This window comes from Lentzea californiensis, assembly GCF_024648825.1.
GTDB lineage: Bacteria > Actinomycetota > Actinomycetes > Mycobacteriales > Pseudonocardiaceae > Lentzea > Lentzea californiensis.
Genome location: NZ_JANBBE010000006.1, coordinates 211,517 through 228,017, shown reverse-complemented (window position 1 = coordinate 228,017; position 16,501 = coordinate 211,517). Strand labels below are relative to the sequence as shown.

The 16,501-nt window shown below is 70.9% G+C and carries 18 protein-coding genes; 12 read left to right on the top strand and 6 right to left on the bottom strand.

Annotated features, from left to right (window positions below; translation table 11 throughout):
• Nucleotides 1–78 precede the first annotated feature (78 nt).
• From LX88_RS23090 to LX88_RS23075, 4 genes are read left to right on the top strand one after another with little or no spacing between them, the layout of a single operon-like run.
• Complete coding sequence (locus LX88_RS23090) at nt 79–1,683, top strand: MmpA family trehalose lipid delivery protein (protein WP_258949887.1); 1,605 nt, start codon at nt 79–81, stop codon at nt 1,681–1,683.
• A gap of 3 nt (nt 1,684–1,686) precedes the next feature.
• The gene (locus LX88_RS23085) at nt 1,687–1,854 is read left to right on the top strand and encodes a hypothetical protein (protein WP_170176092.1); all 168 of its coding nucleotides are present in this window, start codon (nt 1,687–1,689) and stop codon (nt 1,852–1,854) included.
• 4 nt (nt 1,855–1,858) lie between these two features.
• Nucleotides 1,859–2,881: a hypothetical protein gene (locus LX88_RS23080; RefSeq protein WP_258949886.1), complete on the top strand. Its 1,023-nt coding sequence runs from the start codon at nt 1,859–1,861 to the stop codon at nt 2,879–2,881.
• Between the two features lie 3 nt (nt 2,882–2,884).
• On the top strand, nt 2,885–3,271 hold the full coding sequence (locus tag LX88_RS23075; RefSeq protein ID WP_258949885.1) for a hypothetical protein: 387 nt from the start codon (nt 2,885–2,887) through the stop codon (nt 3,269–3,271).
• Between the two features lie 105 nt (nt 3,272–3,376).
• Here LX88_RS23075 and LX88_RS23070 read toward each other — a convergent pair whose 3' ends face one another.
• Entirely contained in the window at nt 3,377–4,498 is a 1,122-nt protein-coding gene (locus LX88_RS23070; RefSeq protein WP_258949884.1) for a glycosyltransferase family 4 protein, read from the bottom strand.
• A gap of 138 nt (nt 4,499–4,636) precedes the next feature.
• Here LX88_RS23070 and LX88_RS23065 point away from each other — a divergent pair, with 138 nt between their 5' ends.
• Nucleotides 4,637–5,362, top strand: coding sequence for a class I SAM-dependent methyltransferase (locus LX88_RS23065; protein WP_258949883.1), 726 nt, complete (start codon nt 4,637–4,639; stop codon nt 5,360–5,362).
• Here the strand turns inward: LX88_RS23065 and pgfA (LX88_RS23060) are convergent.
• Nucleotides 5,359–6,312, bottom strand: coding sequence for a cell envelope lipid trafficking protein PgfA (gene pgfA, locus LX88_RS23060; protein ID WP_258949882.1), 954 nt, complete (start codon nt 6,310–6,312; stop codon nt 5,359–5,361). The genes LX88_RS23065 and pgfA (LX88_RS23060) overlap by 4 nt on opposite strands.
• A 390-nt stretch (nt 6,313–6,702) precedes the next feature.
• Between pgfA (LX88_RS23060) and LX88_RS23055 the strand changes: the two genes are divergently transcribed.
• Nucleotides 6,703–7,689 carry an amidase family protein gene (locus LX88_RS23055; RefSeq protein ID WP_258949881.1) on the top strand — a complete coding sequence of 329 codons (987 nt, stop codon included), beginning with the start codon at nt 6,703–6,705 and terminating at the stop codon, nt 7,687–7,689.
• On the opposite strand, the gene pgfA (LX88_RS23050) is transcribed toward LX88_RS23055, so the two are convergent.
• Nucleotides 7,674–8,786, bottom strand: coding sequence for a cell envelope lipid trafficking protein PgfA (gene pgfA / locus LX88_RS23050; RefSeq protein WP_258949880.1), 1,113 nt, complete (start codon nt 8,784–8,786; stop codon nt 7,674–7,676). The two genes, LX88_RS23055 and pgfA (LX88_RS23050), sit on opposite strands and share 16 nt — an antisense overlap.
• A 260-nt stretch (nt 8,787–9,046) precedes the next feature.
• On the opposite strand from pgfA (LX88_RS23050), the gene LX88_RS23045 reads away from it, so the two are divergent.
• Nucleotides 9,047–10,183 carry a beta propeller repeat protein gene (locus LX88_RS23045; protein WP_258949879.1) on the top strand — a complete coding sequence of 379 codons (1,137 nt, stop codon included), beginning with the start codon at nt 9,047–9,049 and terminating at the stop codon, nt 10,181–10,183.
• Between the two features lie 39 nt (nt 10,184–10,222).
• On the opposite strand, the gene LX88_RS23040 is transcribed toward LX88_RS23045, so the two are convergent.
• Nucleotides 10,223–10,786: a TetR/AcrR family transcriptional regulator gene (locus LX88_RS23040; protein ID WP_258949878.1), complete on the bottom strand. Its 564-nt coding sequence runs from the start codon at nt 10,784–10,786 to the stop codon at nt 10,223–10,225.
• 58 nt (nt 10,787–10,844) lie between these two features.
• Between LX88_RS23040 and LX88_RS23035 the strand changes: the two genes are divergently transcribed.
• Nucleotides 10,845–11,477: an NAD(P)-dependent oxidoreductase gene (locus LX88_RS23035; RefSeq protein WP_258949877.1), complete on the top strand. Its 633-nt coding sequence runs from the start codon at nt 10,845–10,847 to the stop codon at nt 11,475–11,477.
• Nucleotides 11,474–12,388 (top strand): SDR family NAD(P)-dependent oxidoreductase, encoded by a 915-nt coding sequence (locus LX88_RS23030; RefSeq protein ID WP_258949876.1) that lies wholly within the window; start codon nt 11,474–11,476, stop codon nt 12,386–12,388. The genes LX88_RS23035 and LX88_RS23030 overlap by 4 nt, the downstream gene beginning before the upstream one ends.
• 146 nt (nt 12,389–12,534) lie before the next feature.
• Here the strand turns inward: LX88_RS23030 and LX88_RS23025 are convergent, their stop codons facing one another.
• The gene (locus tag LX88_RS23025) at nt 12,535–12,951 is read right to left on the bottom strand and encodes a DUF3995 domain-containing protein (protein WP_258949875.1); all 417 of its coding nucleotides are present in this window, start codon (nt 12,949–12,951) and stop codon (nt 12,535–12,537) included.
• A 59-nt stretch (nt 12,952–13,010) separates the two neighbouring features.
• Between LX88_RS23025 and LX88_RS23020 the strand changes: the two genes are divergently transcribed.
• Both LX88_RS23020 and LX88_RS23015 read left to right on the top strand, forming a co-directional pair.
• The gene (locus tag LX88_RS23020) at nt 13,011–13,574 is read left to right on the top strand and encodes a TetR/AcrR family transcriptional regulator (protein ID WP_258949874.1); all 564 of its coding nucleotides are present in this window, start codon (nt 13,011–13,013) and stop codon (nt 13,572–13,574) included.
• A 66-nt stretch (nt 13,575–13,640) separates the two neighbouring features.
• Nucleotides 13,641–14,537: an oxidoreductase gene (locus LX88_RS23015; protein ID WP_258949873.1), complete on the top strand. Its 897-nt coding sequence runs from the start codon at nt 13,641–13,643 to the stop codon at nt 14,535–14,537.
• Between the two features lies 1 nt (nt 14,538).
• Here LX88_RS23015 and LX88_RS23010 read toward each other — a convergent pair whose 3' ends face one another.
• On the bottom strand, nt 14,539–15,465 hold the full coding sequence (locus tag LX88_RS23010; RefSeq protein ID WP_258949872.1) for a LysR family transcriptional regulator: 927 nt from the start codon (nt 15,463–15,465) through the stop codon (nt 14,539–14,541).
• A 103-nt stretch (nt 15,466–15,568) separates the two neighbouring features.
• On the opposite strand from LX88_RS23010, the gene LX88_RS23005 reads away from it, so the two are divergent.
• Nucleotides 15,569–16,411, top strand: a complete 843-nt coding sequence (locus LX88_RS23005; protein WP_258949871.1) for an aldo/keto reductase — start codon at nt 15,569–15,571, stop codon at nt 16,409–16,411.
• The last annotated feature ends 90 nt before the right edge of the window (nt 16,412–16,501 follow it).

The window sequence follows — 16,501 nt, the reverse complement described above, 5'->3', positions numbered from 1 at the left end:
GCGGTAGGGCCTACCCGCGAGTACTACTGGCCGGTAGTTTCGGCGACTGTAGCCCCGGCGCGACCGGAGAGGGAGCAAGTGCGGCCGAACGGACTGAAGCTCTACGCCACGTGCGGGATGCTGGCTCTGGCAGCGCTCGCACCCGTGCTGTGGCCGGGCTACGTCCTGGTCTACGACATGGTGTTCACGCCGGAGCAGCCGCTGAACGCGGCGGCGTTCGGGCTCGGGGACGCGTTGCCGCGGGCGGTTCCCGTCGACGCCGTGGTGGCACTGGCGACCCAGGTGGTCCCCGGTCAGCTGGTGCAGAAGCTCGCGTTGCTCGCGATCGTCTTCGCCGGTGCCCTGGGCGCCGGGCTGCTGGTGCCGACGGACAAGACCGGCGTGCGGATCGTCGCCGCGGTGGCGTATTCGTGGAACGCCTACGTCGCCGAACGGCTCTTCATCGGCCACTGGACGCTGCTGCTGGGCTACGCGGCGCTGCCGTGGGTCGCGATGGCCGGGCTCAAGATGCGCGACGGTGAACCGCACGCGTGGACCCGGCTCGTGCTCGCGAGCCTGCCCGCCGTGCTCTCGGCACCGGGCGGTGTTCTCGCACTGGGCACGGCGCTGGCGACCGCAGGAGGTCGCAAGGCGTGGCAGGTCCTGGCGATCGGTGTCGTCCTGAACGCGCCGTGGTGGGTGCCCTCGCTGCTGCACGACGGACTGTCCGACCCCGCCGGCGTCGAGGCGTTCAGCGCGCGCGGGGAGAACTGGGGCGGGCCGGTGCTCAGCGTGCTGGGGCTGGGCGGGATCTGGAACGCCGAGGTAGTTCCGGTGAGCCGGACCAACCCGGTGCTTCCCGTGCTCACCGTGCTGCTCCTGGGGGCGGCGCTCTTCGGTCTGCGGGCGCTGTCGAAACGCCTGCCCGTGTGGCCGCTGGCGGGCCTGGGCGTGCTCGGTGCGGTGCTGGCTCTCCTCGCCGTGCTGCCGGGTGGCGTGGCGCTGCTGGAGACGTTGATCGAGCACGTGCCCGGTGCCGGGTTGTTGCGCGACAGCCAGAAGTGGGTGGCGTGGCTCGCGCTCCCGTTCGCGATCGGGCTCGCGGTCGCCGTGGAACGGCTGCGCGCGCGGCTGCTCGTGGCCGTGCTGCTGCTCGGGCTGCTGCCGGACCTCGCCTGGGGCGGGTTCGGGCGCCTCGAACCGGTCGGCTACCCGGCGGACTGGGCCGCGGTGCGGGAGGAGCTCGTGGAGCAGCCCGGTGACGTGGCGGTGTACCCGCTGTCGGCGTTCCGCAGGTTCGACTGGAACGACCGGCGCACCCAGCTCGACCCCGCGCCGCGCTACCTGCCCGGCACCACCGTCGTGGACGACTCGCTGCCGGTCGGCGGCAAGGTCGTGGCGGGGGAGGACCCGAGGGCGGCACGGCTGCGCGCCGGCGACCTGAGCGGCATCGGCTGGGTGCTGGTCGAGCACGGGACGCCGGGCCGGGTGGACGAGAACCTGCTGGCGCGGCTGGAGAAGGTCCACGACGGGCCCGACCTGGCGCTCTACCGGGTCCCCGGAGCAGTGCCCGCTGAACCGAACGGCCCACCCGTTGCGCCCGTTGTGCTCGCCTGGGTCGCGGCTGGGTCACTGATCGGTACGAGCCTGTTGTGGAGACGGTTACCGGTCGGTAGATTCGCGGCACCCCGACTTGAGGAGTAAGACGTGGAACTGGTTTCGGTGCTGGTCGCGATCGTCGCCGGGGCCGCGCTCGCTGGAGGGGTCGGCGTGATCGTCGTCGAGCAGAACAACCCCGACAAGGTCGTCGAGCAGCGGATCGAGCAGGGTCAGAAGGCCGTGGAGCCCGAGGTCCTCGACTACGGCTCCCGCTGACCGGGTGACGGTGGCCTTCTCCGGGGACCCGGCGGCCTCCTGGAGCATCCTGCTCGAGGCGAGCCTGCGCGAGGCGCCGGACCCCTCGGTGGTGGCCGCGCGGATGTCCCGCGCCTGCGCGGAGTTCCCGCACCTCGGCCCCGCCGCGGTCGTGCTGCGTCCGTCCGACTGGGACGGTGCGCGGACCGAGTTCGCCGACGGTCACTACCGCACGGGCGATCCGCTGGTCCGGGTCGCGCTCGCCGGCGACTCGCTGATGATCGCCGCCCACCACGGTGCGGTCGACGGCCTCGGCCTGCTGGCCTTGCTGGGCATCGCCCTCGGTGAGTCCGTGGGCAGCTCGGCGACCGGTGTGGCGTTGCGCAGCCCCGACCGGCCCTACCTCCTGAACGCCCTCGACCGCGTGCGCGAAGCCGTGTGGGCGCCCCCTGTGCGCATCCAGCCTTCGTTGCGCGGCAACGAGTCCGGTGACCACCTGGTGTCCCGCGCGCTGCCCGCCCTGAAGCTCGGCAGCGCCAGGCTCACCTCCGCCGCGCTGGACGCGACGAGGCAGTGGAACGCCGCCCGTGGTGCCGCGCACGGCCGCGTCGTCGCCGCGATAGGCGCTTCCTGGCGCGGTGGAGCGGATCCCCGTCCCGAGGCCGACAGCGCGCTGCTCAGACTGCGCCTGCCGGCCGGGGCGACCGAGGACGACGTGCGTGCGCTGCTGACGGCGGCCGCGCCGGAAGCGGGCTTCCCCAGCGCGCACAACCTGGTGGCGCAGTGGGGGATGCGGCTGCTGGCGTCCCGGCTCGGCAGCACCTTCCTGGTGTCGAACCTCGGTGTCGTCAAGGGGAACGTCAGCGCCCTGCGCTTCTTCCCCGCGGCGAGCGGCCGGTCGGGCGTCGCGTTCGGCGTGGTGACGACAGGGGAGGTGACCACGGCCACGGTGCGCGTGCGGCGCAGGAACTTCGACGCGGCCGCCGCCGCGGAGCTGCTCGACCTGCTGTGCGACGCGGTGCTCACCGGCCACGAGGCGCGGAGGTGAATGATGTGGTTCCGCGAACGGCGCAAGGTCAGGGCCCGGAGAATGCGTCTCTCGGAGGTAGCGGACAACGTCGGCGCGAGGTCCGGAGTGGTGCTCGGGGAGAGACGCACCGGCGGGGCCGGAATCGGGAGCTCGCCGGTCAGCCTGGTGATCCTCACGCTCCGCCCTGGCGTCGAGGACGAGGTGGCCCGGGCGCAGATCGATGCCGCCGTCGCCGTGGGATATGTCCGGCCGCCGACACCTCCCTGCGGGAAGGGGCAGAGCTGCTCCTTCTACGGCCAGCCCGACCTGCCCATGCTGACCATCGAGACCTTTTCACCAGGCGAGCGGTTTTCCTTCTTCCAGCCGGTTCCCGACGGGCACACCGGCGTCATCGTCAGCCTGAGTTAGCACGCGTCTGCTCGGCGCCGGTCGGGCGTCGCGTTCGGCGTGGCGACGACAGGGGAGGTCACCACGCCGACGGTGCGCTTACGGCGCAAGGCCGCCGCCGCCGGACTACTCGACCTGCTGTGCGACGCGGTGCTCGCCGGCCACGAGGCGCGGCGGTAGCCGCAGGGCGCTGTGCAGGGCGCTCTCGAACGCGCCGAGGCTCTCCTCCCAGCTGAACTGCTGGGCGCGTTCCCTGCCCGCCGCTCCCATCGCCTTGCGCAGCGGCTGGTCCCGCAGCAGCGTCTCCGTGTGCCGGGCGAAGTCGTCGAAGTCCTCGGCGAGCAGACCCGTGCGGTGCTCCACGATCGCCTCGGCCACGCCGCCCGCCGAGCGGTAGGCGACGGTGGGCACGCCGTGGCTCGCGGCCTCCATGATCACGATGCCCCAGCCCTCCTTGACCGACGGGCACACGTGCACCCACGCCCCGGCGAGGATCTCGTGCTTGGCCTGCTCGTCGACCCAGCCGTGGATGACGACGCTGTCCTCGACGCCGCGGTCGATCGCGTGCTGCCGCAGCACGTCCTTCCACGGGCCCTCGCCGACGAGTTCCAGCCGCAGGTCCGGCCACTGTGGACGGAGCCGCGCGACCAGGTCGATCGCGTGCTCGAGCCGCTTGTGCGGGACCAGGCGGGACACCGCGACGAGGACGGGGGCCTCGGTGCGCCGCGCGGTGACGGCGGGAGGCGCGTCCAGCCCGTTCGGCACGACCACCGTGCGGCGCAGCTCGACACCGAGCAGGCCCAGTTCGTCCCGCGTCACGTTGGAGACCGTGATGTAGCGGCACTTGCGGTACAGCCTCGGCGCCAGCCACGACTCGATCCACCAGCCGATCCGGCCGAAGACCGGGCCCAGCGCGCTGTGCCACTGCTCGCGGTGCACGTGGTGCACCAGCACCAGCACGGGGCAGCGCGCGACGAGGCGGCTGAAGAAGGGCATGCCGTTCTGCACGTCCACGATGACGTCCGCGTCGGAGCGCAGGATCGCCAGGAGGGCGTACAGGTAGACCGTGAACTTGTTGCCGCGCCTGCGGAAGCGGACGCCCGCCACCCAGCCGCCGGACGGGGCGCGGTCGTGGCCCGCGCACTGGATCGAGACCCGGTGGCCGAGCCGGACGAGGCCCTCGGCGATGCGCTCGACGTACCGTTCGGAACCACCGCCCTCGGGGTGTCTGGTGTCGCGCCAATTCACCAGCAGAATGCTCGGCCGGTAATCAGGACCACGCGACATCTGCCTCTCCCGATGCTAGGTTACTGCCAGGTAGCCATGGTAGACGGAATACGGGAGATGGCAATGGTCGAGATCGGTTCAGTTTCGGCCCCGGAAAAGTTGCGCAAGCCAACTTTCCGCCGTTCTGTTCGGCTTTTTCGAGCATTCCTGAAAGAGCAGACCGACCCCGACCACTTCTACCGGATCCTGGCGGACGACTCGGTCGCCCAGGTGTCGTCGTACGTGTCCCTGAGCGGTGCCGTCGTGCTCGACGTGGGCGGTGGTCCCGGCTACTTCGCCGAGGCGTTCCGCGGCGCCGGCGCCCGGTACGTGGGGCTGGACCCGGACGTCGGCGAGTTGTCCGCCCGCGGTGAACCCGACCCCGGCATGATCCGCGCGAGCGGCACGGCGCTGCCGTTCCGCGACGCCTCGGTGGACGTCTGCTACTCGTCCAACGTGCTGGAGCACGTCGACGACCCGTGGCTGATGCTGGCCGAGATGGTGCGTGTGACCAGGCCCGGAGGCACTGTCTTCATGTCCTACACGCCGTGGTACTCACCGTGGGGCGGCCACGAGACCGCGCCGTGGCACTTCCTCGGCGGGCACTACGCGCGCCGCCGTTACGAGCACCGCAACGGCAAGCCGCCGAAGAACTCGTTCGGCACGTCGCTGTTCCCGGTGAGCGTCGGGGCGGTCCAGCGGTGGGCTCACCGCCAGACCGTCGCCGACGTGGTCGAGACGTTCCCCCGGTACCACCCGTGGTGGGCGAAGTGGATCACCCGTGTCCCGGGGGTCCGGGAGATCGCCTCGTGGAACTTCGTGATCGTGCTCAGGCGACGTGCCTAGGCGACGTGCCTGGGTCGTCGTCCGAGCACACCGAGAAGAATTCCGGCGAGCAGCATCACCAGGCCGGCGGAAAGCAGGACGACCGGTCCGGTGCTGCTGATCAGAGTCAATTTGTCACGTGCCTCTGAGGCGCGTTCAATCGATTCTCTGACGGTTTTCTCGTTGAAGGTCAGGGTGGCGTCGAGCAGCACCGTACCTTCTTTTCCGTCGGGCCCGAACAACGCTTGCCGCTGCTGTTCCGAACCCTTGACGATGATGCCGCTGACCGGCTCGACCCACATGGTGCGGGTGTTCTCGTAGCGGCGCTCCGCCTTGACCGACGCCTCGGTGCTGTTCACCAGGTTGCCCGGCACGTCCTGGTCGCGGAACTTGGTCGACGGGATCTTCTGGACGAACTTGTAGACCTCGAGCCCGCCGACCTCGTCCGTGCCCTCGTACCGCGCGGTCGTCGCCTTGCGCAGGGTGGTGTCGAAGTACTCGTAGTCCTGGGGCTGGGTGTCGAACGGGAACTTGTAGTTGAGGCCCTCCTGGTGCACCGCCTTATCGGCCGCGGTGGGGTCGCCCTCGGCGTCGGTCACGTACTGCTGGGTGCACTGGAGTGCCATGTTCGTCCGGCGGTCGAGGCACACCCGGTGCTTCACCGCGGAGACGAGCTGGTTCTCGGAGTCGGTGACGACCAGACCCTGGTCCCACACCATCACGTCACCGTCGACCTTGGCCTCCGGCCTGGTCAGGTTGCTCTCGACCTTGCGGGTGGCCGTCAGTCGCGCGTCCTTGACGACGAGTTCCTTGGGGTAGAAGACCTTCGCCGCGCCTTCCGCGACGGATTCCGTCTTCTGGTCGAGCGGCACGACAGCGAGCTCGGGGTACACGTAGAAGCGCAGGACTGCTCCGAGCGCCAGCGAGAAGATGCCCAGTCCTACCAGCACGAGGCTCGCAACACGTCGCACTCGTCCTCCTTCTGGGTGTGTTCCGGGTATGAGAGGGACGTCACAGTGGCGTGGAACCTACCGGACAGTAACCTCTGCGCAACCCCTCGACCGGGGTGACTCAGGTCATCTTGATCGGTCCGCGTGGAGAAAGAAGCTACTCGGCCGCCGAACTTCAGAGCCGTTCGGCGGAACCCCTGCTGGGAAACGGGTAGCGGCTGAAAGAACCAGCTCCTTACTCGACGGCGACGATGCCGGAGGAAGAGACACGTGGAAGAAACCCCTGTGTGCTATCCGGGAGCAGTTGAGCAGGCCCGGCTGCTCGCGCGTGGTGCGGTGACCGCAGCAGAACTCCTTGCGACGGCCGAACATCGGCTCAGCTCGTCGCGGCACGTTTTCACAGATGTCGATTTGGCCACCGCCCGGCGCAGTGCGGAGGAGGCCGATCGGCGGTTGGCGGGCGGCGCGGCCGGCGGTCTGCTCGGACTGCCCCTGGCCGTCGAGGACTCCTTGCCGCGTTCGGCTTTCGACGCACTGGTGGCGGCGGGAGCCGTCGTGATCGGGAGAACGTCGGGAGCCGAGATCCACCGCAACCCCACCCCCGGCATGCCCGCCACGGCGCTCGACCCCAAGGTGTCGGGCACCGCTGTCGCCGTCGCCACCGGTGTGGTGTCCGCGGTGCTGGCACGCCGGGCGCCCGGTGCCGGCGGGGTGCCCGCGGGAGGTGCCGGCGTCGTCGGCTTCGAGACCTCCGGCGGGCGCGGCGTGGTGGCGAGGACCGTGGCCGACGTGGCGCACGTCGTGCGCGCGATCGGCTGGGCGGCCGAGCCCGCGGACCGTCCACTGAGGATCGGTGTGTCGTTGCGCGGCATCGCGATGACCACCCGCACCCGTCCGTCCATGCGAAGAGTCGTCGAGGACGTCGCCTCGCTGTTGTCCTTGCGCGTCGGCGAGGTGGTCGACCACGACCCGCACCTCGCCAGCGAGTCCAGGCTCCTGCTGGCACCGCACCTGGCCGCCGGTCCTCGTGAGCTGGACCTGCTCGACCGTTTCGTGCCCTCGCCGCTGCGGGGGATCTGCCGGTCGATGCGCGCGGCGGAGCGGGTGATGGTGGACCACATGTTCACCGGTGTCGACGTGCTGGTGACACCAGGGCACACCGGGCCGGCCGAGACGATGTCGCTGCCCGGCGGGGTCCTGGTGCGCAACGGCGCCACCTCTCCGTTCTCGCCGCTGTGGAAGGTCAGCGGCTACCCGGCCGTGTCCGTGCGCGCGGGCTCGGACGCCGACGGGAACCCGTTGCCGGTAACCCTGATCGCGGTGCCGAAGGCGGAGGGCGAACTGCTCCGGGTCGCCGGGATCATCGAGGAGGAACGTGACGCTCATCGGAGTCCGTAGTCGACGTTCGAGGACGACACCACGTTCTTGAGGTCGAGCGAGTCGTCCGGGTCGCTGGCGCCGGTGACGCCGTAGGTGATCGCGCCGGCCAGGCACGCACCGATCACCAGCGCCACCGGCCCGGCGACGAGACCGCGCCGCCACACGAGCAGCAGCACCAGCCCGACCGCGACCAGCACGGCGCCGGCGACCGACAGGACGGTGGGAAGGGTGGTGATGACGAACAGCTTCGGCATGTTCTGCTTGACCTGGTCCACGTTCGCGGAGACCGAGGCGTTCGTCAGCCGCAGTTCTCCTGCGAACACAGGGGTTCCCTCGCCCTCGTCCTGCGAGTCGGTGCGCAGCTCCTGCCGGATGTCCTCCCGGACCGAGAGCACCGCGCCGGTCGTGGGCTCGACCAGCAACGTGCGGGTGACGCCGTAGTACTGGGTGACGTCCACGGACGGCTCCGGGCTGCCGACCAGCGAACCGGGTACCGCGAACCGGTCGAGCTCCGTCTGCGGGATCGTGTGCGTGAACCGGTACACGCCGAGTCCCTGCAAGAGCTGCTCTCCGGCGAAGTGGATGTCGACCGGGCGCTTGAGAACCGTGTCGTACCAACGGTGGTCGCGCTGCTCGGTGTCGAACGGGAACACGAAGTTGAGGCCTGGTTGCAGCAACTGCCGTCCTTCGGCGGTGACCCGCTTGCCCCGTTCGGTCTCGTAGAACTCGCCGCGGCAGGGCGCGACCGCCTCGCCGGTGCGGCGGTCGAGGCAGATCTTGCGCACCTCGGCGCTGAGCACGAGCTTGTCCGAGTCCTCCTTGACGATCGTCGCCCGCTTCCACACGGTGACGTCGCCGTTCTCCTTGATCTCGGGCGCGGCCAGATCGCCTTCGACGTGAGTGGTCGCCGTGAGGCGGAGGTTGTGGCGCACTTCCGGCATTCCGCCGGGCGGGTACACGACGGCGGTGACTCCTTCTCCCTCGGAGACGGAGACCGTGTCGATGTCGTGCTGCAGCTTGGCGAGCAGGGGATAGGAGTGCAGTTGCAGCACCAATCCGGCCGCTACTGCGAAGGCACCGAGTCCGAGCAGGGCGGCGACGACTGCGGTTCGCACAGGTCCTCACAAGTATTCGGTTGGCAGGGAGGTCGTTCCGTGAGGCGCGATTTCCGGTAACCGTGCGTTCAGTTCTACCTGGTCCGTGAGCTAGATCACAAGGGCATACCTGAATCCCATTCGGGTTACCTGGCTGCGGCGGCTGGGTCACGATGGCTGCTCAACTAGGCCAAGCCGACACGAACCCCTGGCGTGGAACCGGTCTTCGTGAATGATCGACCGCGCACAGACTCGTTCAGGTCCAACAGCTTGGGGGACTTATGAGAGTTCGCAGATACCTGGCGTTAGCCTTCTCGGCCGCGATGGTCGCCGGCGCCGCCGTGCCCGCCGCGGCCGCGGAACCGGCGTGGCGCCTGGCCTCGATCCCGCAGAGCAAGGCGACGAGCAACCTCTGGGACGTCGCCGCCGTCGACGCCAGGAACGCCTGGGCGGTCGGCTTCGAGGGCTACCACCCGGACCAGCAGTACACGACCGGTGATCCCATGATGCTGCGGTGGAACGGGATCAGGTGGTCCCGGACGTCACTCCCGGTCGTGCAGGGGCGGGTGTCGTTCCAGCGCGTCGCGGCGTCGTCCGCCAGGGACGTCTGGGTCCAGGGTGCGCCGTGGTCGCCGGACGGCAACGTCACGCTGGTGTGGCGCTACAACGGCAGGACGTGGACCGAGGTGCCGTACCCGCCGGGTGCCACCCCCGGCACGCTGTCGATCCACGACTTGTCCGTTGTGGACGGACGTGCCTGGCTGGTCGGTCGCCACGGCAACACCCCGGTGTTCCACGAGTGGACCGGGAGCTCCTGGCAGGAACACCAGCCACCCGCCGAGTGCGTGACGGGCGGCGGAATCGTGAACTTCTGCACCATCAACGCCGTCAAGGCCTTCGCGCCCGACGACGTGTGGGCGGCCGGGCACGGCATGTGGAACGGCCACTCGGGCCCGCTGCTGTTCCACTGGAACGGCACGGCCTGGCGAACTGTCCAGGTAGGACTGAACCAGCAGCAGGTCACCCTGCGGTCGCTGGACGGCACGTCCTCCAGTGACATCTGGGCGGTGGGCGACGGCGGCGGCATGGGATCGGCCAACGTGGTCGTGCGAGGCGACGGCACCACCTGGCAGACCGTCGGCGGGCTGAACACCCCGGCCACCCCGGCCGTCGCGGTGGGAACCAACGGCACTCCGTGGGTCATCGGCCGCTTCCCGCTGGCGTCCTTCAGCTCTCACGGCCCGGCAGGGTGGACCACCACTCCGGCACCCGCGCCGCCGGGCTCGTTCGGCACGAACTACAACGCCATCGCCGCCGTGCCCGGCACGAACCGGTTGATCGCCGTGGGCTACGCGGACCTGCCGGGCACGAGCCCGTTGCGCCTGCAGGCGGTGATCGCCGAGTACTCGGCGCGCTGAGTCCGTTGTGCGGCCGTCCGTTCTGCCGGGCGGCCGCACCTACCTCCAGGTCCCGAGCGTGGTCAGCAGGTGGTCGATCATCGCGTCGGTGACCGGGCGGCGTTCGAACATGCTCCGGAAGACCAGGGGCCCGATGATGATCGCCGGGGCGTCCAGGAGGTCGGCCGAGGCCTGGAGCTCGCCGGTCCGCGCCGCCGACTCCAGCGCTGTGCCGAGCCGGCCGCTGATCGTGGCGATGAGCTGCTCCCGCCGGGCGGTCGCGTCGGGCTCGTCCGGTGCTCCGTGGAACAGCGCCGCGGTCACCGCCTGCACCTCGGGTAGCGCCAGTTCGTCGGCGAGCGTGCGCATCTGCCGCGCCAGCCACGGGCGGACCGGCGGAACGGGGTCTCGGAAGAACGGCATCCGGACGCCGGCCATCGTGTCGTCGAGCAGCAATCTCGGCTGCGGCCAATGGCGGTACACCGTCGCGCGCCCGACTTTCGCGCGTTTGGCCACGTTCTGGTGGGTGACCGCGGCCGGGCCGTCCTCGCGGAGGAGCTCCCGTGCGGCGGAGAGGATCGCCTCGCGGCTGCGGGTGATGCGCGGGTCGGTGGAGTCGGCCATGGCGACATCTTATGAGACAACTTGACTCAGAAGCATGCGGCACGGCACGGTGGAACTTATGAGACAAGATGACTCAAAGAGTTCCCGGCTGGTGGTCCTGGGTGCGAGCGGCGGAACCGGACGCGCTGTCGTCGATGTCGCGCTGCGAGCCGGGCACGCGGTCACGGCCGTCGTGCGCCGCGGCGACGCGATCCCGCCCGCCCCCGGTCTGACCGTGGCGGTGCTTCCGGTGCTGACCGGGCTGGCCCGCGTCGTCGCCGGACATGACGCGATCATCAGCGCACTCGGTACCAGTGACCCCGGCCCGTCCACGGTCTGTTCGGACGGCATCCGCGCCGCGTTGCTCGCGATGGCGGAAACGTCCGTGCGCCGCCTCGTGGCCGTCAGCGCGCACGGCGCGGCGGAGAGCCGTGACCGGTCGCTGTACTCGTTGCTGCTCTGGGCGTCGGTCAAGCACAAGATGCGGGACAAGGAGGTGATGGAGGCGCTCATCCGGCGGTCCGATGTGGACTGGACGATCGTCCGGCCGCCCGCCCTGAAGAACACTCCGGCGACCGGCGGCTACCGCACGGGCACCGACCTGCGCATCACCGTGACCTCCTCGGTGTCGCGCGCCGACCTGGCCGAGTTCCTCGTGGGCGAGGCCGTGCGACCGGCATTCCTGCGCCAGGCGCCGGGGATCGCCGCATGAACGTCCACAGTGGCCGGACGGATCTGAGCGGCCGGGTCGCGCTGGTGACCGGTGGCGCCGGCGGGATGGGCAGGGTCATCACCGCGGAACTGGTCCGCGCCGGCGCGCACGTCGTCATCACGAGCCGCGACGCGGAACGGGGAGAGGTCCTGCGGCGCGAGCTCGGCACCGACCGGCTGGAGGTGCTCACCGGCGACCTGGGCGTCCGCCGTGACCTGCACCGGCTCGCCGCCGAGTTCTCGCGCCGCCACGACCGGTTGCACCTGCTGATCAACAACGCCGGGGCGCACTACCGCGACCGGCGGCTGACCGCAGACGGCGTGGAGGCGCACCTGGCGGTGAACCACCTGGCCGGGTTCACGCTCACCTACCTGCTGCACGACCGTCTGCGGGCCGCCGCGCCCAGCCGTGTCGTCAACGTCGTCTCCGCGACCATGTCCGACACCCGCAGCGTGCCGCTGCCCGGCAAGCCGCGGCCGGTCTCGCTCGACCTGGCGGGCGTCACCGACCTGCGCGAGCTCAACCCCGCCGCGGGCTTCGCCCCGTTCACCGCCTACGCGAGGGCCAAGCTGCTGAGCACGATCTGCGGCTACGTCTTCGCCGAACGGTGGCACGACGAGGGCGTGACGGTGAACGCCGTGCACCCCGGGATCGTGAGCACCAGCATCGTCGACGACATCACGCCCGCCGCGCTCCGGCCGTTCCGCTCGCTGATCCACAGCCGTCTGCTGACCCCGGAGGCAGGTGCGGCGGCCGCGCTGCGCCTGGCCACGGACCCCGGTCTCTCGACCGTGACGGGCCGCTACTTCGTGCGGGACAAGGAAGAACGGTCGCCCAGCATCTCCTACGACCCCGTCACGCGAGCCGAGGCCTGGCGGCTCAGCGCCGGCTGGGCGGCGCTCGGCGGATGAGCGCGGGCGCGAGTAAGAAGATCTTCCGCCCGCGTCCGGTGCTCACCTCAGGAGCAGGCGTAGAACCGCGTCAGGCTTTCCTGCACTCAGCCTGCTGTACCCGCCGGCCGCTCTCGGCGTGTGAGCGGCCCCGCGCGGTGGGGGGTTCATCCCAGCGCGGCGACCGACGCGCAGCACGCCGCCAGGACGAGGCACAGCGGCGAGTAGATCCGCAGGTCGAGCCGCGCGAACTCGGTGTCCTGCCGGGACGACACCACCAGGCCCGCCGCGCCGCGCAGCAGGAGCACCGCGGCCACGCCGGCCGCCCCGGCGGTCGCCAGCCAGCCGGGGCCCGGCACCGGCAACACGCCCGCACGGCCCGCGACGACGTACGCGGCCACCCCGAGCAGGACCGCGACCGCGCCCGTCGCCGGCCCCGTCGGCAGCTTCTCCACCGGAACGCCCACCACACGACTGGCGAACTCCTCGCGAGTGCGCAGAGGCCACGGCGAGAACATCCACACCCCGTGCAGGACGCCGACCAGCACCAACACCGCGGCCGTACCCGAACCCACCAACGTCATCGCGTTCCTCCACCGTTCCGTACACCCCTGCATGGTCGACCGTACAGTACTGTACGGACGTGGCTCGGTTGTCGAAGCAGGACTGGCTCACCGCGGCACTCACCGCCCTGGCCGAGGGCGGCGTGAGCGCGGTGGCCGTGGTGCCGCTCGCCCAGCGGCTCGGCGTGACGCGAGGCAGCTTCTACTGGCACTTCACCGATCGCACGGAACTGCTGCGCGACGCACTGCTGTGGTGGGAGCAGCAGGGCACCATCGCGGTGATCGACCAGGTGGCGTCCATCGCCGACCCGCGGGACAAGCTGCGCCGGCTCTTCCTGATCGCGATCACCGAGGACCCGGCGAGCGGACTGGAACCCGCGCTGGTGGCGCACGCCGACGACCCGGTGGTCGCGCCGATCCTGCAACGCGTCACCGAACGCAGGGTCGCGTTCCTGACCGAGGCCTACGCGGAACTCGGCCTTCCTCCGGCACGCGCCCGGCGCCAGGCCGTCGTCGCCTACTCCGCCTACGTCGGCTGGACGCAGCTACGACGCGCGACGCCCGGCGCGTTGCCGGAGGTCGTCGACGACCCGGAAGCCTTGGCGTACCTGGTGGACAACCTCATCAGGACGGGCGACGCCTAGACCGCGGACGGACGTCGTTGTCGCGTGGTGCGATCGGCGCCGAAAAGGGTGAATAAGCTGGCGATCATGACGAAGCACAGGTGGACCGCCGGCGACCTCCCCGACCTGACCGGTCGTACCGTCGTGGTGACCGGTGCGGCCAGCGGCGTGGGCCGCGGCACGGCGGCCGCCTTCGCCGCGGCAGGGGCGCGCACGGTGCTCGCCGTGCGCGACGTCGCCGCCGGTGAGCTGGCCGCGGCCGCCATGTCCGGCAAGACCGAGGTCCGTGAGCTGGACCTGGCGAACCTGGCGTCGGTGCGCGCGTTCGCCGAGGGCTGGCAGGGCGAGCTCGACGTCCTGGTCAACAACGCCGGGGTGGCGATGACCCCGTTCGGCCGCACGGCGGACGGGTTCGAGCTGCAGTTCGGCACCAACCACCTCGGCCACTTCGCGCTGACCAACCTGCTGCTGCCCTCGATCACCGGCCGCGTGGTGACCGTGGCCTCCGGCGCGCACAAGGCGGGCGTGCTCGACCTCGACGACCTCGACTTCGACCGCGCCGGCTACACCCCGGTGAAGGCCTACGGGCGGTCGAAGCTGGCGAACCTGCTGTTCACCCTCGAACTGGACCGGCGCTGCCGTGAGGCCGGGTCGTCCGTGCGCGCGCTGTCGGCGCACCCCGGCTACTCGGCGACCAACCTGGGCACCAAGGGCCGCAACCGGCACCTGGTCAAGATCGTGCACCTGGCCGGGCGCTACCTCGCGCAGACCGAGGCGCAGGGCGCGCTGCCGTCGTTGTACGCGGCGACCCAGGACCTGCCGGGCGCCAGCTACGTCGGCCCGGACGGGCGGTTCGAGCTGCACGGCCACCCCGCGCTCGTCGGCCGGTCGGCGGCGGCCAGTGACCCGATGCTGGCGCGGCGCCTGTGGGAGGTGTCGGAGCGGGTCACCGGGGTGACCTTCCCGCTGGCCGCGAAGTCCTGAGTCACGCGAGCTCGGCGACGCGGCCGGTGTCGCACTGACGGGCGGCGTCCTGCAGGGCGCGCAGCGCCGCCCGGCACGCGGGACGGTTCGTGGTGCTGTTGCGCCACAACGCGAACACCCGTCGCCGGGGTGCCGGGAGCAGCGGCACGAACCGGACGCCGTCCGGTGCGGGGCCGCGGCCGAGCCGGGGGATGATCGCGGCGCCGAGCCCCGCCGCCACCAAGGCGAGCTGGGTGGAGTGCTCCGAGGCGGTGTGGGTGATGCGGCGCTCGATCCCGTTGCGGCGCAGCATGTTCTCGAGCCAGCCGTGGCAGATCTCGTCACTGGGCCACCCCACCCAGTCCTCGCCGTGCAGCTCCTCCAAAGTGGTGGAATCCCTGTCTGCCAACGTATGCCGGGCGGGTAGAGCCGCGTCGAGGACGTCTTCCAGCAGCGGGGCGCACGAGATCCCGTCGGGCACCGCGAGCGGCTGCTCCGGCCAGTCCTGCACCACCGCGATGTCGATGTCCGCGTGACGCAGCTGTGCGATCGACTCGACGGGTTCCAGCTCCGTGAGCCGTGCCGACAGGTTCGGGTGCCGCTGCCGCAATGCGTGCAGCACCGCCGGCAACAGGCCGCGAGCGGCCGTGGCGAACGCGGCCACCGTGAGTGATCCGGCCACCGCGCCGCGGTGGTCTGCCAGGTCGGTCTCGGCGAGTTCCACCTGCTGCAGCAACCTGCCCGCGTGGTCGGCGAGCAGGTCGCCCGCGTCGGTGAGCCTGATGCCGCGGCCCTGCTTCTCCAGCAGGCGCTGACCGACCTCGCGCTCCAGCCTGGACAGTTGCTGCGACACCGCCGAGGTGGTCACGTGCAACGCTTCGGCGGCGCCGCGGACCGATCCCGTGGTGGACACCGCGTGCAGGGTCCGCAGGCGTTCCAGGTTCAACACTTCAGCGATGCTACGCGGTCGAGCCAAGAAGGTTTCGATTGTCTTAGCGGAAGCGGAACGGCAGTGTCGGTGCCGCAAGAACCGACATCCGCAAGGAGATCCTGTGCACCCCGACCGTCACCACCTCGTCCTCGGCGGCGACCTTCCCGTACACCGCCTGGGTTTCGGCGCCATGCGGCTGCCCGCGGACGACCCGGCCGCCGCGCACGCCCTGGCCCGCCGGGCGGTCGAGCTCGGCGTCACGTTCATCGACACCGCCGACTCCTACGACCTCGGCCGCAACGAGGAGCTGCTGGCCGAGGCCCTGCACCCGTACCCCGGCGGTGTCGTGGTGGCCACCAAGGCCGGCCAGTGCCACCCCGGCGACGACTGGATCCCGCTCGGCCGCCCGGAATACCTGCGCCAGCAGGCCGAGCTGAGCCTGCGCCGGCTGCGGGTCGAGCGCATCGACCTGTTCCAGCTGCACCGGATCGACCCCGCCGTCGCACTGGCCGACCAGATCGGCGCGCTGCGGCGGCTGCAGGACGAGGGGAAGGTGCGGCACGTCGGGCTGTCCGAGGTGTCCGTCGAGCAGATCGTCGAAGCCGGGCGGATCACGCCGGTCGTGAGCGTGCAGAACCGGTACAACCTCGACGACCGGCGCTCGGAGGACGTGCTGGCGCACTGCGAACGGCACGGCATCGCGTTCCTGCCGTGGTTGCCGATCGCGCCGAGCGTCCGGCCGGGCTCACCGGTGGCGGAGGTGGCCCGCCGGCTGGGGGCCACCCCGGCGCAGGTCGCGCTGGCGTGGCTGCTGCGCCGGTCGGAGGTCGTGCTCCCGATCCCGGGCACGTCCTCCCTGCGCCACCTCGAGGAGAACGCCGGCGCGGCGGACGTCGAGCTGTCCGACGAGGACTTCCAGCACCTCGATCAGCTCGGCCGAACGGCCGGGATGTCGCGCGCTTGAGTGTGGACCGGCCGTGAGCGGCTCCTCTGCCGTGAAGCGCGACATCGGGAACGGGAACCACTCACGGCCGTGCCCCGCACCCGGCGGTGC